This window comes from Kordiimonas aquimaris, assembly GCF_025574485.1.
Classification (GTDB): Bacteria; Pseudomonadota; Alphaproteobacteria; order Sphingomonadales; family Kordiimonadaceae; genus Kordiimonas; species Kordiimonas aquimaris.
Genome location: NZ_JAOBPO010000008.1, coordinates 15,845 through 42,219, shown reverse-complemented (window position 1 = coordinate 42,219; position 26,375 = coordinate 15,845). Strand labels below are relative to the sequence as shown.

20 protein-coding genes are annotated in these 26,375 nt (G+C 47.6%); 5 read left to right on the top strand and 15 right to left on the bottom strand.

Going from position 1 to position 26,375, the window contains the following annotated elements:
- Positions 1-88: 88 nt before the first annotated feature.
- From OEU88_RS17215 to OEU88_RS17155, 13 genes are all read right to left on the bottom strand, one after another.
- Positions 89-1,228 (bottom strand): hypothetical protein, encoded by a 1,140-nt coding sequence (locus OEU88_RS17215; protein WP_262696455.1) that lies wholly within the window; start codon positions 1,226-1,228, stop codon positions 89-91.
- Between the two features lie 37 nt (positions 1,229-1,265).
- Positions 1,266-2,720: a COG4315 family predicted lipoprotein gene (locus OEU88_RS17210; RefSeq protein ID WP_262696454.1), complete on the bottom strand. Its 1,455-nt coding sequence runs from the start codon at positions 2,718-2,720 to the stop codon at positions 1,266-1,268.
- A 93-nt stretch (positions 2,721-2,813) separates the two neighbouring features.
- The gene (locus OEU88_RS17205) at positions 2,814-4,151 is read right to left on the bottom strand and encodes a DUF1552 domain-containing protein (RefSeq protein ID WP_262696453.1); all 1,338 of its coding nucleotides are present in this window, start codon (positions 4,149-4,151) and stop codon (positions 2,814-2,816) included.
- On the bottom strand, positions 4,148-5,884 hold the full coding sequence (locus tag OEU88_RS17200) for a DUF1592 domain-containing protein (protein WP_262696452.1): 1,737 nt from the start codon (positions 5,882-5,884) through the stop codon (positions 4,148-4,150). The genes OEU88_RS17205 and OEU88_RS17200 overlap by 4 nt, the downstream gene beginning before the upstream one ends.
- A 275-nt stretch (positions 5,885-6,159) precedes the next feature.
- Complete coding sequence (locus OEU88_RS17195; RefSeq protein ID WP_262696451.1) at positions 6,160-7,467, bottom strand: c-type cytochrome; 1,308 nt, start codon at positions 7,465-7,467, stop codon at positions 6,160-6,162.
- A gap of 100 nt (positions 7,468-7,567) precedes the next feature.
- Entirely contained in the window at positions 7,568-7,909 is a 342-nt protein-coding gene (locus tag OEU88_RS17190; RefSeq protein WP_262696450.1) for a high-potential iron-sulfur protein, read from the bottom strand.
- 82 nt (positions 7,910-7,991) lie between these two features.
- Positions 7,992-8,894, bottom strand: coding sequence for an aldolase/citrate lyase family protein (locus tag OEU88_RS17185; RefSeq protein WP_262696449.1), 903 nt, complete (start codon positions 8,892-8,894; stop codon positions 7,992-7,994).
- A 445-nt stretch (positions 8,895-9,339) separates the two neighbouring features.
- A complete protein-coding gene (locus tag OEU88_RS17180) occupies positions 9,340-9,696 on the bottom strand; it encodes a hypothetical protein (protein ID WP_262696448.1) in 357 nt (118 codons plus the stop codon).
- Positions 9,697-9,823: 127 nt separating this feature from the next.
- Complete coding sequence (locus OEU88_RS17175; RefSeq protein WP_262696447.1) at positions 9,824-11,092, bottom strand: DUF3526 domain-containing protein; 1,269 nt, start codon at positions 11,090-11,092, stop codon at positions 9,824-9,826.
- A complete protein-coding gene (locus OEU88_RS17170; protein WP_262696446.1) occupies positions 11,089-12,522 on the bottom strand; it encodes an ABC transporter permease in 1,434 nt (477 codons plus the stop codon). Before OEU88_RS17170 ends, OEU88_RS17175 begins: the two co-directional genes overlap by 4 nt.
- The gene (locus tag OEU88_RS17165; RefSeq protein WP_262696445.1) at positions 12,519-13,241 is read right to left on the bottom strand and encodes an ABC transporter ATP-binding protein; all 723 of its coding nucleotides are present in this window, start codon (positions 13,239-13,241) and stop codon (positions 12,519-12,521) included. Before OEU88_RS17165 ends, OEU88_RS17170 begins: the two co-directional genes overlap by 4 nt.
- A gap of 73 nt (positions 13,242-13,314) precedes the next feature.
- The gene (locus OEU88_RS17160; protein WP_262696444.1) at positions 13,315-14,475 is read right to left on the bottom strand and encodes a DUF1624 domain-containing protein; all 1,161 of its coding nucleotides are present in this window, start codon (positions 14,473-14,475) and stop codon (positions 13,315-13,317) included.
- Positions 14,476-14,512: 37 nt separating this feature from the next.
- Positions 14,513-16,732: a TonB-dependent siderophore receptor gene (locus OEU88_RS17155; protein WP_262696443.1), complete on the bottom strand. Its 2,220-nt coding sequence runs from the start codon at positions 16,730-16,732 to the stop codon at positions 14,513-14,515.
- A gap of 660 nt (positions 16,733-17,392) precedes the next feature.
- Here OEU88_RS17155 and OEU88_RS17150 point away from each other — a divergent pair.
- From OEU88_RS17150 to OEU88_RS17130, 5 genes are all read left to right on the top strand, one after another.
- Positions 17,393-17,698, top strand: a complete 306-nt coding sequence (locus OEU88_RS17150) for a hypothetical protein (RefSeq protein ID WP_262696442.1) — start codon at positions 17,393-17,395, stop codon at positions 17,696-17,698.
- A gap of 208 nt (positions 17,699-17,906) precedes the next feature.
- Positions 17,907-18,683: an ABC transporter ATP-binding protein gene (locus OEU88_RS17145; protein WP_262696441.1), complete on the top strand. Its 777-nt coding sequence runs from the start codon at positions 17,907-17,909 to the stop codon at positions 18,681-18,683.
- Entirely contained in the window at positions 18,680-20,113 is a 1,434-nt protein-coding gene (locus tag OEU88_RS17140) for a DUF3526 domain-containing protein (protein ID WP_262696440.1), read from the top strand. Before OEU88_RS17145 ends, OEU88_RS17140 begins: the two co-directional genes overlap by 4 nt.
- A complete protein-coding gene (locus OEU88_RS17135; RefSeq protein WP_262696439.1) occupies positions 20,110-21,546 on the top strand; it encodes a DUF3526 domain-containing protein in 1,437 nt (478 codons plus the stop codon). The genes OEU88_RS17140 and OEU88_RS17135 overlap by 4 nt, the downstream gene beginning before the upstream one ends.
- A gap of 112 nt (positions 21,547-21,658) precedes the next feature.
- Positions 21,659-22,855: a DUF418 domain-containing protein gene (locus OEU88_RS17130; RefSeq protein WP_262696438.1), complete on the top strand. Its 1,197-nt coding sequence runs from the start codon at positions 21,659-21,661 to the stop codon at positions 22,853-22,855.
- Positions 22,856-22,898: 43 nt separating this feature from the next.
- On the opposite strand, the gene OEU88_RS17125 is transcribed toward OEU88_RS17130, so the two are convergent.
- Together OEU88_RS17125 and OEU88_RS17120 are read right to left on the bottom strand one after the other, a co-directional pair.
- Positions 22,899-25,325: an ABC transporter permease gene (locus OEU88_RS17125; protein ID WP_262696437.1), complete on the bottom strand. Its 2,427-nt coding sequence runs from the start codon at positions 25,323-25,325 to the stop codon at positions 22,899-22,901.
- 12 nt (positions 25,326-25,337) lie between these two features.
- Positions 25,338-26,348, bottom strand: coding sequence for a Kelch repeat-containing protein (locus OEU88_RS17120; protein ID WP_262696436.1), 1,011 nt, complete (start codon positions 26,346-26,348; stop codon positions 25,338-25,340).
- Between the last annotated feature and the right edge of the window lie 27 nt (positions 26,349-26,375).

The window sequence follows — 26,375 nt, the reverse complement described above, 5'->3', positions numbered from 1 at the left end:
CTTTTAAAATCCAGCAGGCCTTACTCTAATAATTTTAGACCGAACAACACTACCAGCGAATGCCTTCTTTTTGATAGTGAGAATACACTTAATTGAGAGAGGCTGCGGCCACCTGGTTCGTTTTTTCGCTCGGATGCATAATGTAAGTCTGCACGAACGTCACTTCCTGAGCCATAGAAATCGCAGTATTCTGCCCAGTTACCGCATCTGGATAACCGTCTGCGTGACGATGTAAAGCGCTATACATGGAACTAGCAGATTCTTGCCCGTAGCTCTGATGATGCGTTGACCAAGTCGTGTTCCGCCAATGGCGAAACTTATCGATGTCCATGAAGCCTGCCATCGTGCCTTTTGCCGCCTTGGGCGTCAGGGCAAGCTGAAAACGAAGGCCGAGATAAGACTCGTATCCGTTGGTATTGAACGTAGAACTCGCAGGCACCTTGATATGTTCAATAGGTTCTGTGGTAAGTATCCCATCAACAATCTTGCCCTGAATCTGCATAATAAACTCTTTGCCCCAACGCATATCAATACGCTGTGTTCCGCCGGGAATGTAACCTTCACCAGTAGCATCCGCTAGCAACGGGTCGCGGCCGCGATACGTGGTTAATGTTACTTCGTCGTCGTTGGTCAAATCATCAACACCTGTCAATTCAAACACCCAGCGGTTGCTGTTATATTGCACCATAAACACGTTAACGAAGTGACGAAGCGAACCTGCTTTCATATAGTTGTTGGTACAGCCAACCACACGGTAAAACTGGTTATCAATTCCATCTTCACCGTCCGGGCTTTGGAAATCATTGGGTCCGGTTTGCCCATCAAGATTAAGCCCATACGAAATATTACCCTGCGGCTCTCGGTAAGGGGCTACTAGGTTTTCCTCAGCATTCGAATGCCAATTCTCTCCCTCGAGTTTCAACTGTGTCTCGACAACAGTGCGTTTAGTACCATCGTCAGGAAAGCGCTTGGCAAACAGTTCGCGAGGCCCAAGATTTAAACCATCAGGGCATTGAACACTCTCGTCAGTCTCGTAAACCGCATACATTCTGTTTGTCAGAACATAACCAATCCGGCCACCAGGAGGGGCCTCAGCTAGCGCAGCATCGCTTCCGCTCAACAAGATCGTGCCGCTGCCGGTCAGCAAGGTTGCCGCCACTGCTATGCGCGGTAATATTCGGGATATATTCGACAACCTTGATTGCAGGTATTTTCCACTATTATTCATAGGTTACTCCTCTGCGGCCCAATGCCCTTAAGACCAATCATCGTCTATAAGCATTCGTCAGATAATCATCACGCAGCCAGAAGGCTTTGAAGCCATTACGGTAGCCGTTAAACTCACCGAATGCGTCACCGTTCGCATCTCCTGGCTCAGTATCGCCCGTGAAAGTGAACACTGGCCGGGCGCGGTAAGCCCAAACATTTATCCCGTCCACTTGCCCTTCTAAGGCACGGTGACCGGTATTTGGATCGATTTTCATCACACTCCACAGCCGGCTTTCACTCGTCGCATTTTCTAGCGCGATAACATACGGAAAAGTCTCACGGCAAACTTTCGGGTCGCCGTTGCCACAAATTGCTAAACGATACTCCTGATCAGTGTCCGGATTATCGCAAGCCAGCTGGTCGTAGGCATCATCCCCGCAGTTGTAAACATAAACTGTTTTGCCGTTTCCATCTGCTAGCACATGGCCAATACGTGCCGCCTGAACAGAAAAATTTTCCGGCGGAGGGGCCAGAGAGCGCTGTGTATAGACATTGTGCCACCCGGGCACATCGCTGCCAATGCGACTAACGCCGAGAGTATCAAGGTTATAAGTATAAAGCGGCTTGCCCCAAAAGGCCCACTGACGCACACCGGGCGAACGCTCGATAACTGTCCATTTGCCTTGTTCTACCGCCGACACTGATGCCAGTACAGGCGTCCAGTTATTAAGGCAGCTGTTATAGCAATTTGACTTATTGGGCTCATCACCCTCAAAGCTATATACTGAATACCGATCCTCAGTAACGATCATTCTCCCAGTAGCCATAGCAATAACTTGAAATAATGGTGGATGTGCAGAAGGTGGACCTACAGGTACACGGCCCGCCGGCGAGCCGCCACCGCCCTGAATTTTAGTGCCACCCAGAACGTCCCCCGACTGCTGGTCCAAAGTAGAAAAATACAACGGGTACCCATCAAAGGCCCACTGTTTTGTCTCATCATCTCGCTCGATTAATGTCCATTTACCTACTGGCTCGGAACCTTCGTCAGCAAGTACAGGCGGCCATATCTCAACGCAACTCGGACGCTTGTCGAGATTGGGCAACACTAGCCCGGGTGGGTATGGACTCATAAGGCCTGATGTCACCTGCATAACTTCATCCGTACACACAGATTTATTGCCGTCTTTTCGGTCACCAGTTGACCCATTGCGTAGGTTTTTTAGCGGCCACCTATATAGTGTCCGCCCGCCCGCATCAGCAAAAACCGGTCCTTCCAATTCTGTAGCCAGCACCTGAAATTCGGGCGGCATTGGAACGTCGATATATTCTTCAAGCACTTGGCTATTTGGCGACTGCCAATATTCAAAATCCTCAAGATTTGAAGCGACCACATCTGTGTCGGCTGCACTCACAGCACTTATATTCAGCGCAACAGTTATGGCAAGTAATCCACTTTTCAGCATAATGAATGCGAAACGGCGACTTGTTGTGTCCACATATCTGTTCATTTTCCAGCCTTACTTATATACAGCGTATATCTTCCTTTGAATTGAGAGTATGCGGCGTATCTTCGCAAACGCACACTCAACTCACTGCCTCACTCAAACGAGCATATCACCGAGTGCAGAGGATACTTTATTGCTTTTGGAGCCCCACGACGGCGTGTCCACGCCCATCACACGCATAGCAGTGTAACCTACTTGTGTTACAGAGCCGCCACCCATATCGATATGCATCCCTGTTTTAACTTTGCCTCCGGCACGTCCAGCGGTAAGAACAGGCATGCCATCTAAGGTATGGAAACGAGCATATCCATGATCAGTAGTTGCATATATCAACATATTATCAAGCAATGTTCCGTCGCCTTCTTTGACGCTTGCGAATGCACCAACGAATTCTGCCCAGCTTTCCATTGTTCTGCGTGTAAACCATGAAGCATTCGGCTGATAACCCAACTTTTTATCTACGGGCTCTTCATGAGTTGTCGTGTGAGCTGGCTTTTCATACCCTGGCTTAATAACCACCGATGCCGCACCTGAATACACCATGTTGATAACTCGGGTCTGGTCACAAGCCACAGCCATGACAAGCAGTTCGGTCATCATGCGGTGCCGCAGCGCTACTGACTCAGCAGTCTTGTCCATAGGAGGGTCAGCTATCGGCGCTTGGCCAGGGCGACAACCTGCAATTGGCTCGGGTTTTTTAAGGCGCTGGGCAAACTGGTTCTCTAATTGACGCAATCCGGTAAAATATTGGTCGAGGCGCTGTCGGTCTTCTGCGCCGACTTGCCGCATCAACGACCGTGTCTGATCCATCACACCTGATAGAACGCTTTTTCGGACCATAACTTCCGGATCAGGCGTGAACGATTCTGCATTAGGGTTCGGGAATTCCGGCCCAAAAAGGCGGTTGTAGAATTTCAGCGGTGACCACTCGGGTGCATTGGGCGTGGTGGCATTCTCGTAGCTATAGGTGCTGCGAACGTCAGCGGTTGCAGTCGCAGTGAGCGACTTGAAGCGCGTAGTGCCACCAACTTGGTTGGCAACAGTGACATCAATAGTTTCGCCAGGGATTGATTGTCCATCCTTTGGTGCAACGCCCGTTCTCCCAATTACCCAGCCAGTGTGATGGCACGGTACAGGAGAATCGTCCGGAAAGGCTGAAGCATTTGTGAACAGATTGATATGATCCCGCACTGGTGCCCACGATTCAATTTCCTCGGGGAGATCGTAACCAGAACCATACTTTTTAGGCACGAAGATGTTCGCCGTCATTCCAAGCCCATAACCCCATGTCCCGAACCTGACCGGCATGGGAGCACCCGAAGCCAGAGCGGTACCATTTCCATTTAAAAAGCAATCCAGCATGGGTAGTGCAATTGTTACCGCACCCCCTCTTAACATTCCTCTTAACACGCGGCGTCTGCTTAAGTTTTTCATTTCTTCACACCTTCTACAGATTGAACCGTTGGCTCAGCGTTATGAGTATTACTGGCAATGTGCTGCTCAGGACTGTTGTCAACATCAGGTTCTGGCTCCATTGGCGCAGGGCTCCAACCATCTTTCACTCGCGAAAACGATTCACTCAATCCTATCGTGCGCAGCAGGTTAGGTAATCGATATCCACCAGCTGCAAAACGCTCATTGAAGTACTCTAGTAGTTGATTGTCTTGCGCGCCGGTTGGCCCGCCTGATCCATAACTATAGAGGCGCTGGACCAAACATGCCGGCAAAGCCGTATTATTACGTAAAGCTTGCCCCAAACCTACCACGTTTTCAAATTTCACACCATCTAGGTCACCGGTTGCATCAATCAGAACGTTATTTTCCCTTAACCGCACTCGCCCTTCGCCATTGAAATTCTCCAGCGATAGTCCAGTTGGGTCAGTAACTCTGTGGCAACCAGCGCATGAAGGATTCTCAAGATGAGCCGCCACACGTTCCCGTTGTGTAGGGTAATGCGCATTGGCATCCATTATGACCGAGAAATCGACATCCGGAGGCGGAGGTGGCACATGCTGGCATAGCAGCAATTCACGTAGTGCTTTACCACGTAGTGTCGGCGAACTACGTCCAGGGTGTGCGTGCAAAGCCAGGAAACTAACATGCGTAAGCAACCCGGCCCTTAGACTGTCGGGCGGAAAAGTATAAGGCGTCCACCCAGACGGCGCAGGCATGTCGTAAAGTACAGCCAACTCCGGCGATATGAAGGTTGACCGCGTTGTGAACAAGTCACGATAATCTTCTTCATTGTTGATCAAATGATTGATCACCGTGCGCAACGTCTGCTCACGTGCAGCCACAGCCGTTACACTTGTGAAAGTCGGATAGATGAGCGGATCCTTTGAGAGCGTGTTAAAGTCGTCAAAAGCAAACATGTCATCGAAAAAAGCCCGCATGCCACTATCTAGTCTCGGGCTCGCCAACATTCTATCAACGGCGCGCGCGAGGCCATCTTCTGTCTGCAACTCACCACTCTCAGCGGCGTCCAACAATTCGGCATCCGGGCTGGCATTCCAAAAAAAGTAACTGAGACGCGAGGCGACCGAATATGCATCAAGACGGAGTTTGCCGGGAGTTCTCGGATCTGGTTCGGCATTCTCCAAGACAAACAAAAAGTCAGGGCTTATCAACATTCCTTCCAGCGCTGTCGCCAGCCCTCGGTAAAAGTCCTCCAAACTTTCGGCTGCTGTTTCAGCGCTTGCTACATATGCCGTGATTTCGGCATCGTTCAAGGCACGCCCAAAAAGAAGACGCCCTGTTTTCGATAGAAACTCAGTTGCACAAACGTTGTCTGCTGCATCTTCGGATGCAGGCTTGCAAGGGATTAGGTAATGACGATGTCCTTCATCCACCACTTGAGCCGCCACGCTAGCAGCTGTCCGCTGGAACTGTTCGAGCAGAGAGGCACTAACGCCTGCCACAGCTGCGCCGTTCGCCAGCAATCCCTCTGTTCGTTCTGCGGGAGAGAACTCTCCTTGCGTATGGACACTAGACCCGAATACATACATCAATGTATTGACATATTGATCCGTGGTAACAAGCCTCATCCGAGGTTGAGCGCCCTGCGTTTCGGGTTCGGCTGGACCTGACTCGGAACAGCCAACAAGCGTCGCCGCAACCAACAGATAAACCATGGTCCTGCGAACCAAAGTTATCACAAATAAGTGCATTTTACCCCCCTGATTAGTGCTCCCTAAGACCCTCGCCAGCAATACCCGGTTACATCGGACACATCAGAAAATGTCGCGGAGTTTACAGGCTTTGTTACTTGAATAACAAAAATTTCAGTCTGGCACTATCAGGCACCTCCACCCAGGAAACCTATTCGATAGTAATACGCTTATACTGAAACCGTTTTCACGTAATCTGTCAACTATAGTTCATCGCACGGCAAATAGTACAAAGTACCCATGTGAGCAGCTCGGTTTCATTTTTTGCGCTCAAACTATTTGCGCTGTGTTGTCACCTGTTCTGAGCTTACTGCGCCTGCTTTGTGCCCCCACGAACTACGTATAAAACTTAGAAGATCGGCTACTTGTTTATCATTCAATTTCGCGGCAAAAGGATTCATATGCTGCCAACGCCTTGAATTCCATTCGTCCGACGGTGCAATCTTGGGTGTCTGAGCACCGAACAGAGTAATATTAATTAGCGACGATGGATCGGTGTCCAGAACTACTGGACTGCCAATCAACGTAGGCCCCGTATTTGGGGAACCTTGTCCCGTTGGCAGATGACAGGTGCCGCAATGAATATCGTACTGTACAGAACCAGCCTGAATAGTCGTATCTGCTGCAGGTGGATTAGTATCCTGAGAGTTAGCAGGCAGGCTCTTCAAATACACAGCCATCGCGGTCACATCCTCCGCTGACATATGCCGGGTGCTATTCATCACCACCTTGTTCATTGGCCCAAATACACCCGCACGCGCACTAACGCCCAGCTTCAGATAATTTTTGATATCTTCTTCATGCCACATCGACAGGCCATTATCCGCAGACGTGAGGTTTGGTGCTGACCATGCCGAGAGTTTGCTCTCGACGTGCGTCATATAAGTACCCCCAGTCATGGCGAGGTCAGTATCGATTGCACCCATAAAATTCCGCGGCGAGTGGCACATGCCGCAATGACCAAGCCCTTCGACCAAATAGGCACCACGGTTCCATTGCTTGGTTTGTGCCTGCTCTGGCTCAAATCGCCCCTCATCGAAGTACAAAGCTTTCCACAGCCCCACGGCCCAGCGCTGGTTGTATGGGAAACCCAGATCATTCTCCGGCGGCGTATATTTCACTGGCTCAACAGTCTTGAGAAACGCGTAAATCGATGCAACATCTTCGTCGCTGATTAGTGTGTACGAGGTGTAAGGGAACACTGGATAAAGGTTTTCGCCGTCAGGCCTTTCCCCGTGCCTTAACGCTGCCTCGAACTCTTCAAGGCTCCACCCGCCAATGCCTAACTCTGGATCGGAACTAATATTTGTTGAATATATCGTCCCAAACGGCGTTTCAAAAGCAAGCCCACCTGCAAATGGGCTTCCATTTTCGCTTGTATGACAGCTCACACAGTTACCAGCAGCGACAAGATATTTCCCAGCTTTCTCTACATCAGATAAGTCATCTGCATGAGTAATAGCCGACAAATTCATTAGGCCCAGTGTTAAAATGGAGGTTAGCATCATCCTATTGAAAATAGCTGATGTAGGCACATGCGGGGAGCTATTAGGGTTGCGGCGATTAAAAAGAAACTTAATCATTCTTATCCTCTGTGTTTGACTGCTTTCTTAAGCACAATTCTTAATCCACCGAAATCAAGGCACTGTTATTTATGTCCCTACTGATTATGCATCAGGAGGTTTAAGCTGCACCCTGCGGATCAACACTCCAAGATACACAGTAGCCACCCGAATTCGCTTGCTTGCCACCAAACATCTCACATGTACCACACCCACCTGTGTCCGTTGCCGTTTTAAAGAACTCACAGTCTGAACATGTTTTGGCCGGGTCTGGTGAAGTTTCAGTATAACTCAAAGTACGACGTAAGCTTTTTTCCGCAGCAGTCATTTTACTTTCATCGGCGCAGACCTTTGAGGTCCCGCTGTCGCTGCTGCAAGCCGCCAGCCCGAGAAGAGCGCTTCCTCCAATAGGTAACTGGAGGCATCGTAAAAGCAAAGCGCGGCGTGAAGTGGTCTTTTCCATTTTAGCTCCTGACAGTCATTTACTAACTAAAAAAGGTTATCCTATGAAAAACCGAGACTTAGGTTCAGTCGGAATATGAAAGCTAGCTATCTGCAGCAGCTCTGCCCACTCGAATGGCGGCATCCTTATTAGGACCAATAGGCAATAACCCAAGGAAGCCCTGCTTTACTCGCAGTGCCATCGTTTCTTCGGTTGCAGTAATCAGATCAACCATGCCTGCACGTTTACTATGCGCGAGAACTTGTTGATTGAGTACTTCGGCCGCCTCCCTGTCTCCGCCCAGCGCCTGGGTGAGGCTGCCGATGCCACACGCCAACGAACTGTAGCCTGGAATATTAGCTATTTCCTCAAGTTCGGCGAATACATTCGGATCTTCTACTAAAAGCATTACAACGATTTTGCCGTCCGGGTTTTTTGGAGACCAGACATTGTAATCATCAAAAAACGATACGGCTACACGAGCCTCTTCAGCGCTTCGAATATGAGGCAGCACAACACCGTCAGCACCGAGATCAAGAGCTTCTTTAGCCCGCGCTCGGGAGATGTCTACACCATCCTGATAGATTGGAGGAATACGAACCAATAATGTTTTTACGGAATCGGCGCCGTCATAGCGAAGACCTTCTAAGGCGCCACGAACTGAGTCTGCATTGTAATATTGTTCAAGGTTTAGAAAGACGTAGTCCAAAAGTGGGTTGGCGGCTAGGTCACGGCCCATCTGCACTGTGAATAGGGGGGGCTCTTGTGAACTCTCGACCTCTTCTCTATGGCGTGGGGTTGTATACTCGCCAAACGCTGGCTTCCCAGACTTCCATAAGTCTATCAGACCTGGCCTGACAGTGGCTTCTTGCGTGGGATTAGGCATTTCTTCTTGTCCGCCACCTGCAATGTCAGCGAACGGAAAATCATCGGCATTAAGCGTTAACGGCATAAAAAAACAAATTGCATATGTCAGCGCTGCAAGAGGAAGATGCCGTACTTTCATTTCGTATTCCAATCCTGAATAGGGGTCCTGAAATTAAGCCTTATTTAAAAGCAAATTATAAACCCGAAGTTTTCAGCAAGAAGCCAGGAAGTGTGCATGCCTGTTCAATTTCGCCTCCCCCAAGACCTCAACGCCATTAATTGAACTCATCTTCAAATTAACAAAGAGGTATCTCCGCGACCCCACTATATGACCGCATTACCTATTTAATCAAATGCTCACTGTCGCAAATCTCAGCAGATTTGTGACTTAAAACATTATGGGCAATGTACCATATGAACAATTAATAAACCCAACCCAAGTCAAATGCTGACACATAGCCCTATGCACTTCAACTATTTTGGTTGCTGGAGTAGGATTTGAATCTACGGCCTTCAGGTTATGAATCTGATTAATCAGCTATGAAGTCATTGAAATAATTTAATAACAAACGTAATAGAAAATTTTATGTGAGTCTTGAGATACAAAAAATCACATTAAGGCCATCCAGATAGCTGTCTCTTACTTTTGTGGTTACTTGCAAAAGGATAAGCTGATCTTTCTCGCCAAACACCAATGAATGGCGCGAGCCATTCTGCTCCGTCACCACCGGGCCTTCTTTATTTGAGTGAATTACTGTTACCGGTATATGTGTGGCAGGGTCATTTCGCCCTGCCGCAACAACGAGCGTAAGATCCCGTATTGTTCCAGGTGCAATTGTTTGCCCGCCCAAATTAAAGGGTGACGTTTGCGCTAAAGTCGGCGGCGTTAGCATAAAGGCTAAAAACCAAAGAACCAAAAATCTACACGCAATAAATTTCACAAAAACCTCCTCTCACCCTACCATCTCAATAGGTAAACGTTTTGTTCCCACACCCCTCGCTGCCACTGGGCGTGCCTTGACCACAATCATCGAAACCAGTCAATTCAGCTAACACATTACTAGACATCTAACGATCAGATCCCATAGCAGGATCATACTCAGGCAAACTCTCAAACGCTTCCGCTCTATAAGCAGCATTTTTAAATAGAAGTGGGTAATAGAAGGAGCGCAGTTCAGCATGAAAATTCCGCACCCGATGCTGATAAGTTAGAGCTGATCCCACATCCGTATTTGCAAGGTGCGACAATGACCGCTGCGTCAATGCAGACGGTGACAAAAAGGCAAACCATCCCGCCATCTCGTTCCGTCTTGAAACAGCCACCCGGCGATCATTAGACATGGCGGCAACAGCTTGATCTCCAACTTGTTGGAATGCGTAATACCACTTCCATTCAAAGGGGCGTTCTATTTTCGCATCATCTGCCCATTCAGGATGTTGAGCGACAAAAGGCTCCATCGTTGCTTCTTTCCGCAGATCCCATGCATCATTAACCTTCTCTCGTTGAGCAAGAATAATGTCACCGCCTTCGGGTGCGGGGATTGCACGTTCCACGATAGCATCGCTAGCTGCTGGCATGACAAATGTTGTCAACACCCAAAAGGCGAGTAGGCCAGACGCAATTGCAGGACCACTGAATGGCCGGGCAGATGCCCACAAGCATAAAAATGTCCAGAATAATATCTGAGCAAAAACAACAAGAAATACCAGCGCGATTAACTGTGTATCAACACCCGACATCAATGCACCAACAAGAAACGGCAAGAAAAGCCCAACACCAAGAAGACTGACACGAACTATCGTGCGAGACCGCCAAAGGTTTTGGCCATACCCTGCGGTTGCAACAAGAAGGTCATGACGACCAGCTACTTTTTCAGATGCGCGTTGATCATGCAGTAAAATAATCAGAAACAAAGGCGTTAACACACTGAGGAAAAAAGCAAAATCAAACTGCCCAGATTGTGCTAATTCAGCGTTTGCTGCGTCAGATTCATAGATTTGCCCTTCCAGAGCCAACATACGGATACGATGTTTCCAAGGGAAAACATCTCTCTCACCAAGTGCGGCAAAAGAGAGCGCGCTAGGTGGATCAAAAGTCAAATGAAAGCTATAGTATGCGGCTCCGCCAAAGTCGGACTCTTTCTCAATCGCCGCCGCTCGGTCTTTTGCATCAGCGACAAGTAACCGTTCAATTGTTGCACTTTGTCGATCCACTTCAGTCAACCCTGACCATACTGAAAAAGTAGACAACCCTGTGGCTACAATGATCAGCCAAATTGCAAAAGGTTGCTTCAGGAAAAAACGTAATTCACGTGAAAAAACAGCGGTAGCAGTCATAGCGCACGCCTCCCTATGGTTCTGCACAACAACAAAATGGCAATTAGCCACAGCATTATCTTTGCAAGCGGATTAAAACTTGCCTCCACCCGATCAGTCGCGGGAAACGGCTCAAAGCTAAACGCCTCAAGAACTTTCCAATTTTCAGTACTTATTCGTGTTCGCTTTTCGGCTTCAGGGTCACCGCTCCGACCGGCGTCATCTAAATAAGTCATTTTCTCCGCATGGGCTTTATTCAACGATTGTACAAAATCAAAACGCAGCTTCTCGGTTTCTCGTAAAAACCGATGGTGTGTTTCAAGATCAACACCAGCGAGCTTCATGGAAAACTCGCGGATACTCAGAACAGGCGACAACCAGCCAAAATAGCGTGCAATGCGCACTTGCTTACTTTCAACGCGCATACGTTCTTCAGCAAACTGATTAAGAGTATCGGTCAGCTCTGCTTCTGCTGCACCCGCGACAACGCCGCGAAAATTAATTGGCAGTTCTTCCACACTGTCAACGTTGTATTGTTGAAGAAGGTTTGCCCTGAGCGCTGTGAATGCAGGGTCACCAGCATTGTGGCCGTCACCAATCTTGCTAACAGCTTCGATAACAGCAAAGTCTGTTTCTATCTTCCCCGGGGCATCAACTATATTTGTTGCCACCGTGCTCGATACCCTCGGCATTAACATTGCAACAATCACCCAAACTGCGAGCAGCGCCCCAAGGCTGCCACCTGCTGTACGCATGATAGTTGATGAAAGAACAATAGCAGCACACCATGTTAGAAGGTAGAGTGCATATCCGCTGATGAAGAAGGCAATCAGTGAAACAGCCTCGCCTTCTGAGGCAGCTAACACTGAAGCGATACATAATGGCAAAACCAACAGAGCCGTAACACCGCCTAAAGCTAACCCTTTGCCAAGCATAATCTGAACAGATGTAACACCTTGCGCAATCATTTGGTCTAAAGTCCGCGCCTCGCGTTCGCGTGTTATGGCACTATAGCCCATCAAAATAAGCAGTAAGGGAGCCAGTATTTGCAATAGCAATGCCGGCGAAAGTGCACCAAACATTGCTATTCCTGCACTTGCTTGCCGATCAGCAAACATCGCACTGTTTTGACGGTGCCCTTCCAGAAAAATAGAGTTGCCCGTATATGCATCAATGCCAGGATCAATAACGCTCAATGGTGGTGGTGTGCGGAATGCATAGTGACCATAGTGCACCATACGATGAGGGTGGCGCTCAGGTTGATTTAGAAAGGCATTTTCCGCTTCTGTTTGCAGATGCTCTCTTTCATGCGACGCATCTATCATTTGAATTGCCGTCAGGAATGCTGATCCAACCAGCAGAACAAGACCCGTCAACAATACCGATATTGCGATTCTTGAGCGTCGCCAATAACGCCACTCATCAATTGCTATATTTCTTATGACACTCATGCTACCGCCCTTTCCGCAAAAGCAGCATGCACTGTTTCAGTATCAATACGCTCGCCGTTCTTCGCTTCGAAAGAGCCGACAAGAGTGCCGCGGCGCAGGAGCGCAATCTTATGTGCAACCTGACAAGCGCCGTACACATCATGTGTGACCATCACGATGGTTGTTCCCGCCTTGGCAAGATTAGTAACCAGTCTATTGAATTCATCAATAGCAACAGGATCAAGTCCAGACGTTGGTTCATCAAGAAACAGGATGGGTGTCTCCCTCAAGAGGGCGAGCGCAATGGCCGTTTTCTGCCGCATACCCTTGGAATATCGTTCCATATGCTGGTCACGCGCTTCTTGTTGCAGTGAAACCCGATCAAAAACCTCTTCAACATCCGCGCGTGAGCGTCCTATACCTGCAAGAGAAAGAAAATAATCTACATTCTCATAAGCTGATAAATGTGGGTAAAGCGTTGCTGCTTCTGGCAAATAGGCAATCTTACCCCTAACAGAGGCGATGTCGTTTTGGACGGATTTACCAAAAACCAATGCTTCACCGGACGTTGGCTCAAGAAGGCCAAGAAAGGTCAACAGGCTTGTTGATTTACCAGCGCCGTTACCACCCAATAATGCAAAAACTTCACCTTCTTGCACCTCAAAACTAATATCTGAAAGGACAGGCGTCTGCCCTCTCGAAACTGTTAGATTACGTGCTTCAACAACCGTGCGCGTCATCAAGACCTCCTAAAAATAATAAACCAACCAAACTGGACCAGGAAACACCTAGTCAATTGAAATAACGAAGAAATTAAAAATAACTAAGCCACGGCTTGTTCCGCTTTTCTCGGTGTTTGAAACCAGAGAAAGATTTTGCCAATGGGTAATGCAAGGCGATTAAAAGGCCAGCCCCTATCCATATCCAGCCAACACTATCGAGGCCGAAACGTTCACCGTGTGTTGCTCCAAAAATCAGGAACAATATCCAATAAGCGGCTAAGAGCACATAGAGATGTACTACGTAAATAAACATCGGCGCAGAGCCGAAGTAACGTAGTAGATTTAGCGTCAGGTTGGTTTTTTTTGTCGCATCAAACCATGCTAAACAGATCAATCCAATTCCAAGCGTGAACAAAATATAGTCTAGCGAAGGCGGATACTTGGTAAAGTTGATGAAAGACATCAATGTTTCAGTAAAGGTGTTTTGCACCGACCAAGATAGCGTTTCACCATAAATATTAAACCCGCGTAGAATCAGAAGAGCTGCAATACATGCTATTCCTGTCCCGATCAGTGTTCTTTGACGCCTCACAGCGCCAAAAGACCGCGCAAATAAAGGCCCAGCGAAATACCCAAGCAAAATTACCCCAAACCAAGGCAACATAGGGTATGAAAGGCTGACCGTTAGTGGACCAACCTTTCCGAGCTGTCCTGGGTCATGAAGGATTGTCCAAGGAATGTAAGCCCAATCGCTAGGTTCAAACTGTAATGGCTCAAAGAAATTATGCCCGACTACGATTACAAAACCGAGTACACCAATGAGCCAATAGTTTAAACGACTGGCAGCCGATAGCGCGATCATACATAAACCAATTGCCCACAGGACTTGTAAGAATAGGAAGTTTGGAAAGCTATCTGCCCAGACCAAGTAGTAAAGCACCAATTCAATCATGATGATGACCAAGCCACGTTTCAATAGAAACCCACTTGGAGAACGATAAACACCTTGTGCAGGGTGCGCATAAAGCCAAGCACCCAGCCCCGCCAGGAAAATGAAAACAGGCGCACAAAAATGCGTCAGCATCCGTGTGAAGAACAGATCCGGCTCAATAATATCACTGATGGGATCGCCCGTACGCACATGCATGTAAAACCGTTCACGTACGTGATCAAGCATCATCAAAATGATAACTAAGCCTCGCATAACATCAATGGATGAAATGCGAGAATTTGTGCTTTCTATATCGCTCATGGCTATCACTTTCCTAGTTTGACTGGGCTTGAGCCAACTAGAACGCGTAAGACGCGGTCAGACGGAAGCGGCGCGGTGCACCAGGCTCCACCCAAACATCTGCAAACGAGTTTGTATAAAAGGTCTCATTAAAGATGTTATCGACATCTAAACGTACAGCTAAACCTTCAAATGGTTCGATTTGGGCAAAAGCGCGAAACGTCGTGAAACTAGGCAAGAAAAAATCAAACCCGGTCCACCCAAGGCGCTCGCCAGTATGTTGCATACCACCGCCAAATTGGGCAGGCCAACTGCCAAGCTGAAAGTTCTTGCTCGCTTGAATGTTTAGCTGATGCTCCGGTGAGTTAATCAGCGGGTCACCTACTTCGATCTGTGCTCCAAAGTCAGCGTCAGGGTTGCTGTTTCTGAATTCAGCATCAGTGTAAGCATATGATAGCCAGAAACTGAAACCATCATCTGTAAACACATTCGCATCGAATTCAATCCCGCGGCTGCGCGCCTCACCGGCAGTGAATGAGAAGAAGCCTGCGGCTACTGCTTCAGGACGGTCGTCATTCACGAGAATATTGCTCTGATCAACCTGGAAAGCCGTTAGGGTTACAGCACCAGAAACATCGTCGAAATAGGCACTCAAATCCGCCTTGAAGCCTAACTCGGCAGAGTCAGTTATATTTGGAGCAAACTGGTTACCTTCAAAGTCTGACCCGGTTTGTTGGCGAAACCCTTCGCCGTAGCTTGCGTAAAAGCTTAACCCATCATTGATTGCATAAACAGCACCAACTTGCGGAGAAAACCGTGTGTCAGACGTAGTTATAGTTGATGCCGGATTAGCACGAAGATTGGTGAGGTCCTGTTCGAAATCATCAAAACGGCCGCCAAGACGAATTTGTAATCGGTCAGTAATATCGATTTGATCTTGGAAATAGATACCAGCGCCTGTCAACTTTTCCTCGCGGTCAGTATTAGGGCCAGGAGTGGGGATAGGAAATTGGCCGTAAACCGGGTTAAAGACATCAAGCAATAAATAAGTTGCCGGATCGAGATCAGCGACAGTGGCGCCAGCCGGAATACCTGGCGGTCTGAAGCGTAAGATGAAAAGCCGGTTATCAAAACGGTCAATGTCTGCACCAAACAAAAGCCGGTGGCGCAGTGGACCAGTGTTAAATTCACCGGCAAGTTCAGCCCGAGCAACAAAATATTCGGAATCAAAATCCCGAAAGCGGAAAAAGCGCGACACAGTCTGACCATCAAGGAAATATGCCTGTCGTCCGCCAAAGTTGTTTTCGGATGCATTACCCTCAAGAGACGTTTCTCGATAACCAACGCCAGCAAGTAAACTCCAATTGTCATTAAAGTTATGTTGTACTTCGAATTGATGGCCAATCACTTCCGTCTCAACAGGCCCATCACCAGGTTCTCCTGTAAAGGTCCTGCGCGGCGAAAAGCCAAATTCCTCAGAGAATACAACGCCCCGATCGAACGGTATTTCTTGATAGGTATATTCGAGCTCGTAAGTAAGACTTGTATCATCCGTCACGTTCCATGTCACAGACGGATAGAACCCAACCCGCTCAGTTTCAACGGTTTCACGGAAACTATCAGCCTCTTCGTAGAAGCCGACCAAACGCACACCAACATTTTCGTTCGAGCCAAAGGTGGTTTGCACATCTCCTTCGAATCGGACCTGATCCCAACTTCCATATGTCGCACGGACTTCGACTCGATCTTCAAATTGAGGTCGCTTAGTGGTAAGGTTTACTGTACCGCCCGGCTCACCGCGCCCGAACAAAGCTGAACGCGGTCCTTTCAATATTTCAACTGATTCAATACCTACCAGATCCCGTGGCCCACCAAACCCACGTCCGGCATTAAATCCATTAACGAGAAATCCGCTTGGCAGGTTAATATCGCCAGAAAAACCGCGAATAGAGAAACTGTTCCAAAGACCGCCAAAATTGTTCTGTCGTGCAACTGAAGCCGATAAATCGAGTGCATCATTCAAATTCAATGCACCAACTTCACGCAGGAATTCGAACTCCAGTTTCTGATTGGAGGCTGTATCTTCGAGGAAATTAAAATTACCCTGATAAGCCCGACGATCCCCTGTGACAAATATTTCTTCGATAGCTTCAGTACCGTAATCAGTATCAGCGTCAATCGCCTGAGCTGTGGCAAAAGAATGTGTAGTTAATGAAAAAGAAGCAGCACAGATAGCTGTTGTAGTAAGCAAAGCATGCTTAATAGTTTGGATATTCATTATGTATTTCCTGAGCATAGTGAGCATGCGCAAGCTCTCAATGAGAGCGCGCAATAAAACTTATGTATTTTATGAAAGTTTAGCTGCGACCGCTGCGATGCATCCGCAGTGACATTACTATTAAAGCTTAGGAAAGAGGTGGTGCGCGCGCACTTACATTCACCACGAACACGTGCGCTGGTACAGTCTTGAATTGTGGTTTAATTGCTACCTTTGAGGCGCTATGTCTTAAAAATTGTGCCTTGGGCGTATCTGCGTCATCGAGATGGGATGCGACAGCACAAATCGCGCATTCCTGAACCAGACTGGAATCATCATTCAGGTCATGAATATGAGACCCAAGCTGAAACTGAGCGAAAGCAAGCAGTACAGCAAAGCACACTGTAAGCAACGTTGTTTGATTTCTTTCTTTTTTACCCAACCACATAAAAGCGTTATTATATTACAATATCGTAATTCACAAGATATTTTGTAATTGAACTGGCGTGTTCATTCGCGTGCACAACCAACCCAATAATTCGCTAAGTTAATTACTATAATGCAAAAACTCGCCTGCATTAAAAGCGGTGAACTGTGCATCAGTTGCGGTGCAGAACAGGTTTACAGTATGGATTATTCTCCCAAATTACTCTACTGTCCATGGGAAGCGTAGGGGATTACATGTCATTTGGGGCAAGACATACCGGTGTTATAAAGGCGGCAAGTTTCACTGCATTGCTCGCATGGATAATGCTGCAAGCGATAAGCTTTGCTCACGCTGATACACCGCATCATTCTGATTTGCCCAATAACCACTGTGTAGCATGTTCACACGGTGCGTCTGATGATGAATTGATTACACCCACTGTTCATTCATTCAAGATTGCTGCTATTTCTGCTGAAGTGTTTTCTCTGCCTCTCGCAGATAACACAGCGCCACAGCACAAAACCCTAACACATCTTGCGCGCGGCCCTCCTCAAGCATAATGCATCTGCGTTTCTTCACGGTATATAAGGCGAGGTTTGACGGCGCATTCGCTTGTGCGATTAATAGCTCAACTAGCGCAACCTGAAGCCCACCACTTTAATTAACTGAAGAACGCATCAAAGCCTTTCGGCTTACTGGTTGATTGCATCTAGCTGCCTTCAGCCAACATTTCACAAGACTAATATAAACACCAATGAGGGGGCAAACATGTCGTCGCATGACATTAATAACAATGGCAGAACATCTGTTCTGCAAACAATTAATTTACGTAAAACTTTCGGGGAGGTAATCGCTCTGGAAGGATTGAATTTAGATGTATCTGCAGGTGAAACCTTGTGCCTTCTTGGGGCAAATGGAGCTGGTAAGACAACAACGATAAATTTGTTCCTTGGGTTTCTAGAACCTAATTCAGGTGAAGCATTAGTGAATGGCCGCAACGTGGCCTTAGCGCCTGTAGAGACAAAAAAAGAGCTTGCATATATACCGGAGCAAGTCGCGCTATATCCATCTTTAACTGGTCTTGAAAACTTGCGTTACTTCGCCGCCCTTGCTGGTCACGACTACTATTCAGACACTGAACTTTATGAGTTTATTGAACGATCGGGTTTACGCAAAGAGCAAGCGGATCGTTCTGTCTCGGGCTACTCAAAAGGCATGCGCCAGAAAATTGGTGTTGCTACAGCACTGGCGAAACAGGCAAAGGCATTTCTACTAGATGAACCGCTCTCTGGTCTTGATCCTAGTGCGGCAAACGAATTTGCACATCTTGCAAACAATCTAAGGCAAGACGGTGCCGCTATCCTGATGGCAACGCATGATATTTTCCGTGCAACCGAACTCGCAACAAGGATCGGCATCATGAAATCAGGCCAACTTGTTGAGGAAGTATGCCCTGATAACGTAGACGCGAGTGAAGTAGAAGCCATTTATCTGAATCATATGCGCGCTGATCACGCTGACCTTGAAAAAGGAGAAGCAGCATGATTAAAGCCATTTTATGGAAGGAACTGCTCCAATATCGACGAGATGGCCGTATCGTGGCAGTTCTCTTCATTACGTTGACGCTCGGTATAGCCGCTGCACTCAATAGTTGGTCAAGTGTGCAAAACATGCAGCGAGAACGTTTGGCAGCCATCAAAACTGACCGTACGATCTGGGATAATCAAGGTAAGAAAAACCCACATACTGCTGCGCACTTTTCCCGCTATGCATTCCAACCAACATCAAGCTTATCTGTTTTTGATCCCGGCCTTGGTGATTATATGGGCAGTGCCATATGGCTGGAGGCACACTACCGTGACCCGGCAACACTTCGTAACATCGAAGACGCTGTTGAAATTCAGCGTTTTGCACGCCTGACGCCAGCGTGGATACTTCAGGTATTTGCGCCTTTACTCGCCATACTGCTTGCGTTTGCAGGGATAGCCTCCGAACGTGAACGCGGCACGCTCAGGCAAGTCATGAGCTCTGGCGTTTCGCCGAAGCAGCTATTTCTCGGCAAAGGGATCGCAGCGCTATGTGTTGTTGCTCTGCTTGCACCAAGCGTGGTGGCAGCTGTTGTACTAAGTGTATCAACTCATGACGAAATTGAGCTGCCCAGTGCGGATGTGCGACTGTTTGGAATTGTCGCCTCATATGCCATTTATATAGCAGCTTTCACTTTTGCAGCCATTGGCATTTCTGCACGGGTTTCCAAATCAAAAACAGCGCTCATTGCGCTGGTTGGTTTCTGGGCAGTGGCCGTCATATTTATGCCGCGTCTGGCAACAGATATTGGGTCTAATATATCACCAGCTCCGCAAGCGGCCGAGTTCTCGGCAAAACTTTCGAGCGAGTCTTCATCACCATTTTGGGGAGGGTCTGACGAGGCTATCGCTCGCCGCGAGCAAATAGAAGCAGATGTGCTGCGTCAATACGGCGTTGATACAATCGAAGATTTACCCATCAATTATGATGGCTACCTTTTGCAAGAAAGTGAAGAGTTTGCCAACGGCGTTTTTGATCGTATTTATGATGAGCTTTGGGGTGCATATGAAACACAAGCCGACATTGTTCGTGTCTTCAGCATTGTCTCGCCAACCATTGCACTAGGCAATATTTCGAGCGCTCTCGCAGGGTCTGACCTTCATGCCCACCGGCATTTTGCAGATAGCGCAGAGATGTTCCGCCGCGACTTTGTTCGACTCTTAAATGAGGAAATGATCGAGCAAGGAGGTAAGGACGGATATGCATATATGGCTGACAACGATTTCTGGCAGCAAAACCCTGATTTTGACTATCAGCCACCAACGCTCAGCGATGTTGTATCCAAAATATGGATGGATATGGTCATTCTTTTATTGTGGGCGTTTATCGCCTACCAGCTTGCTTTCCGAGGTGTTCGTCACAGCTTCAAACAGGAGGCAATGGCATGAGTATTTCAGCAATAAAAAATCAGGAGATTAAGGCGCTAAAAACAGAGCCGACGCAGCTTATTCTCATCATCTCTTTCTTGATTGCATGCTTATATGCCGTAGTTCAAGGAGCAGCTTATCGTCATCAACAAACCGATATGACAACAACCTTTATTGCGGAACAAAACAAAAGCATTGAAGTGTGGCGAGACCGCCTTGTTGCTGTTGACAATGGTACAACCACGGAAGCTGATGATCGCTGGGCTGGGCTTGCCATGGACGTATCATTTCCAGCAGTTGCAGCGCCCGGTCCATTATCCGATCTGTCACACGGTGTATCGGATGTCAGGCCTCACACAGGCCGACTTTCTTTATGGCGCAGTGTTGATCGATTATTTGGCAATTATCAGGTTCAAAGCCCGATCGACACGGCCGCTGGATCATTTGATCTAGCATTTGTTATTATCTTCGTCATGCCGCTGTTAATGATTGCCCTCTCATATGACGCTTTGTCGGATGACAAGGAGTTAGGACGTTTGGGGCTTGTTCTATCGCAACCAATTTCTGTGAGGCTACTTGTTCTTACTCGGCTGCGCGTTAGATTTATGGCAATCGCGGTCATTCTGGCTGTTGCGCTTGCCATTGGTCTTGTTAGCGGCGCTACTGATAATGGTGGCATCAGCGAAAGGCTGCCGTATTTCACTATATGGTTCCTAATAGCTACGAGCTATTTCCTTATGTGGGCTGCAGTAATCACCTGGGCGATCAGCCTCAAGCTAAGGGGCGAAACTACTGCTTTGTTATTGGCTGGAATTTGGATCGTTAACTGCCTTGCCGGACCAGCATCTCTATCCGCAACAGCAGAAAGCCTTTATCCGACACCCTCACGTCTAGCTTTTCTAAGTGAGGCACGAGAAGCCTCCAATAGTGCCTACAAATCAAAAGCCGATATCATGCAGGGCATGCTGTTTGATCATCCAGATTTAACCGCTGATAATTATTCTATTCCCGAGTATATTCGTACAGCCTTTTTGGTAACGCGCACAGTGGATCAGTCTGTCGCTCCTGTCCTCAATCGTTTCGATGAAGTGCAAGCAGAACGCCGCGATTTTCTATCTATCTTTCAGTACGCTTCGCCTGCCGCACTGACGCTTCAAGCGTTCAACTTGTCAGCAGGAACAAACCTTGAGCGCCATTTGCGGTTTGAGCGGTCTGTTCGAGATTTCAAGCAAATGATCGCTGAAGAGGTCGAGCGTAATGTGCTGGTTGGTCAACGATTAACACTCACTGAATACGATAACCTACCGCGCTATCAAAACAACGAGTGGTCAATTGGTCAAGTAATAGAAAAAACAGCTGCGCCAATCGCCTTTCTGCTCATCATTGCATCACTTTTGGGCACCATCGCTCTGAAAAATTTGGGCCGCCTCCAGACTAGAATACTGGAGCCGTGAGCGACATCCCCATGGTGCCCACTCCGGGCGTTCCCAAACTTGGGAATGCCCGGAAGCACAAAGCCATCGAGCTAATTCATATAAAAATTATTGCCTGAAAGATATAAATAAGATGACCCAATCTGCGCCGGAACAAAAAAAGCGAATTCAATCTCTGGATTTTATACGCGGTATTGCAATTTTGGGCATGCTTGTACCAAATATCCCGTGGCATGCAGGCAACTCCATGTCTCGCGTTTATGATGCAGACTTATCAAGCACTCTCGCTTGGCTGGCGCAATATTTGATCTTTGATCAGCGGTTTATGCCGCTTTTCTGTATGCTATTTGGGGCAAGCATATATCTGCTTGCTGGAAGCGATGGCCTGACCCCAAAGTTTAACCGTTACTTCCTTCGGCGCATGAGTATCTTATTGTTCTTTGGCGTTTTGCACGCCTATCTGCTTTGGCCCGGCGATATTCTAATAACTTACGCAATTTGCGGCCCTCTTCTATTGTTGTTTTTCAGGTCACCTATCTGGTTGCTGCTCACAGCAGGCATCCTTTTCAAAGGAGTCGACCTGTTATTCGGCGAATGGCCACAGCTGTATTCTGCCACTATTGAACGCTTACTGTTTTCTTGGTGGGTAGATTACGGCGATGCGCCATCCAGCGCAGCTGCAGCTTATGCTGGTAGTTATGTTGACCTGTTCACTTACAATGCCTGGAGAAATCAATTCTTACAATGGACCGCACTTCCCTATTTTCGGATTTGGAACGCGCTGGGCTTCATGCTTATTGGCATGGCTTTCTTCCGTGCAGGAATTTTGCAGGGGAACCGTAGTGTTGATTTCTACAAACGCATGGCATGGATTAGTTTTGTAGTTAGTTTACCGCTATTGATATACGGCATTCTCGCACGCATTGGCGTAAACTCTTCTATTGGGCCATTCCTTGGTTTCATAGAAGATTTGCCATTGCAAAATATTACATTCCGCACAGGTACGGCCATAATGAGTTTCACCGTGCTTGCAGCACTGCACCTTCTATATCCGCAGGTATCCGAACGTTTAAGAAAGGCTGTTGAGCCAGTTGGAAGAACAGCCCTATCCAACTATGTGTTTCACTCAGTATTTTTCTTGATGCTGTTTCATGTTGCTTTACCAAGCCGCTTTGACACACTGGATCATGATACCTTTTTCATATTGGCGGTCATTGTATGGGGACTTCAGTTAATTGGCAGTAACCTATGGCTAAAACGCTATAAGCAAGGTCCGCTTGAGGGCGTTTGGCGGCGACTTGCTGGTAAAAAGCAAGTCGCACAAAGTTAGCGGTGACATATGGAAAAACGATTCCTTTACCTAAAGTAACCACTCATTCCCTTCTCAACACATTGATGGGACTTTCTGTAGAAACTTTCACCGCATCATAAAGCGATAACAGCAAAATAATTACTAATAACGTGATGAGCGGCAGCATAAGCACTGCTCCTCCAACTTCAATTCGTTCAACATAAAGCGTGAGCCACTGTTCGCTAAAATACCACCCAATCGGCATAGCCAAGATAGTACTAATGGCTAGAGGCCTGATCGAGCGCATCATAACAGGAAAAAATATCTGGTATGGGCGCGCCCCCAAACACTTCCTAATCGCAGCAGATTTTCGCATTGCCATCTGTGCTGTCCTCAGCAACGCCAAGAAACCAGTAAGCGCAACACCGCCTGCAATAATTCCAAAGAATGTTAACATGTTTGATCGGTCAACGGCGTCAGCGTAGGTGGCCTCAATTTCGCTTGCAACCTGAACGCGGTCAATGGCAAATTCTGGAAGCATTTGACGCCATATCTCTTCGATCTTTTGAATTGTTTCTGTCGTGTTGTTTCCATTAAGGCGCGCCAAAACAGTTCCATGATTCCAAGGCCAATCAATAAAGAACCGCGGTAAGATATTCGTGTCAGACGGTTCAAACCGGAAGTCCGGAACAACACCAACAATTGTCAATTCGAATTGCCATGTACCAGTTCCCTGCACAATCGCACCAACAGCATCTTCAGGATTAGCAAACCCAAGCAACCGAACAGCAGATTCGTTTGCCATGATGTTTGCGGCGCCAGTGTTGTCTCCTTGACTTCGCGCGTTTAGCTGATCACCGGGGAAATCACGCACTAATGCACGCCCAGCAAAAGGCTCAATACCTAGTACACTTAACTGGTTCGCATCACCGCCTTGATACGAAACATTCACGGCCTCACTGGTTTCACTACCTACCAAACGAACGCGCATAGACGATGTATTTTGCCCCGGCAACCATGCGACAAGCCCAACATCTTCAACAGCCGGCAATTCTCCAATACGATCCGCAATCAACCTTGCCTGATCAATATATCCTGGAACATTCGAAAGCCTGATAGCGTGAAGGCGTTCAGGGTCATATCCAAGGTCTAAGTTGCGAAGATGATCTGTTTGGAAGTGCCCCGCGGTTGCCAAAATCATTACACTTAGGGAAACCGTGAACTGAACGACCAACATTATATTCGCAAATAATGATTTTACATTGACCCCCAATTGTTTCTTCGCCTGAAGTAATTGAGCTGGTCCAACCTGCTCAATGCGAGATAAAGAATACAGGCTTGAAAGCACAGCCGGTACAAACGCCGAGACAATCGCAACAGTGATAATACTCCAATCAACATTTACTGTGCCTTGAGAGTATTCGTCGAAGAACAAATAAGGCGCCAGGATTTCATGTGCTGCAAAGCTTATCGGGAAAGCAGGGATGCTGTATGCAAATGTACGCCATGCAATTGCTGACAGAATATGCTTACTTTCTGCACCATGAATTTTCTTCATCAAAATAAGCTTGAGGCGAATAAGCGTGTCCGCTGTTGTTAAAAAGATTGAATTCAAGGTTACAGCCAGAAAAATTAGAGCACCAATACCCGCAAACACTTGCAGTTGAAACCTGTCCCCTCGAGGCCGAAAAGCGTAAAAGTCTGTTGGCTCCAAATGCACGTTAGCAAGCGGCGTGAAAATGTAGCGTAATCGTTCACTGGTAGGTTGCTCTTCATCCCCCGGTATATTTTGGTCGATAAACGTAGAGATATTTTGGTTCAATTGATCAAAAGATTGAGTACTTTTTAACCGCGCATACGTGTGGCTGCTGTACCAATTCCAGTTCGACATAACGTTACCGGTTCGTTCAATATATGCGATCGGCGTGGGTATGAAGATTTCATTGGCAAAATGAGTGTTTGAAGGCCATTCAGGCAACACGGTAGAAACTATATAGTCTTGCGGGCCGTCCGGCATTTGAATGGTGATAGCTTCACCCGCAGCATTAGTTCTCCCGAAATACTTCATCGCCGCAGTTGCAGTGATCACTGCATTTGCACCATCTAATCTTGGACGTTCATTGCCGTGCAACACAGGCAACCGAACGACCTCAAAAAAGTTTGGATCAGCCCAGAATACTGCCTCATTAAAAACTGCATCGCCCCTTTGAACACTAAGGGTGCGTACCTGCAGCCGCGTAACATCGACGATGTCGTCTGGTGCAAACGCACGCAGCGCATCAGACACCGGTGCCGGCACTCTGGCCAGCCGGGTACCGCTATTTGGAAAATGTGAGCTTACATGTGCTGTGATTTCATGATCTGCAATCCACGTATCATATCCCACTTCACTATCGATAAAACTAGCAATCATCAGAATTGCAGTAAGAGCAATTGTAATACCAAACCCACTCGCGACTATCGGGAGTGTTGCTCTACCTATTTTTGGAAACCATTTTGATACTAACATCTTTTATCTCCCTTATGCGTCATCGAAGGCGTTATTGAGTATGCTTCGGTGGAAAGTTTCCAGAACATTAGTCGCGGGTGCGAGGGATGATTGATTGCCCCCCGCTACAACAATCCTATCCCGTAGCTTCACCGCCCGGACATGGCGTCTGGGCGTAAATGGTATTTTAAGATCACGCCAATTGCCTGATGAAATATCAAACCCTAAAACTGACGTTTGTTCCTGATAATCCCCGAACAGGAACAAGCGCCTCTCATCCCCGGCGCCTGCATGTGCGCTAAGCGGCCTTGGGGGTGGCGGTCCGATAGACCACGAATTGGTACTAGGTTCAAAAACCTGCGTTATTGCGAGTGATCTCTGACGATCAAAGCCACCAACCAAATATATCTTGGCGCCCGCCGTGATAGTAGCCATATTGCCGACTGCAACCGGCATATTTGTGCGCTCAACCCAAGCTTCATATGGTGGGGCGCATTCAAATACGCGACTGCTAGGTTTTGAAGAATTTGATCGGACATCACGGTATATGCCACCAAACACAAAAATTGACCGCCCCAATGTTACCGCAGACAAATCAATTAACGCTAATGGCAAATCAGGACCACGCCAGATTGCTTGAGTTGCAAGATTAATGCGTTCAACTTCAGCAGCAATGCGCCGCTCATCACCAAGTTGCGTTCTGCCTCCTAACAACCAAAGCTGTCCGTTCATCCAAACGGCAGCATGATTAGCTCTCGGGAAGGCAGCGTTCGCCAGAAAGGTTTGCGCCAAAGTGATGGGGTCAATCGCTTCAACCACAGACATAACGCCTGAATGCGTATGGTCTTCCATGCGTCCTGCACCGATCGGCGCTCCCCCTGATAGCAGTACCCTCTTACCATCCGTCGTTAATGCAGGAGCATAGCGAGGAATATAGAGTGTTCGGTGCAGCGTTTCTTGCGAAGCAATGCGAGGGCTGTAAGCAACAGAAGTGGCTGCAGATGCGGTGACATACTTCCCGAGTGTTCTTCGCGTGATTTTCATGCTCACCTCTCTCCATTATTGGCAATT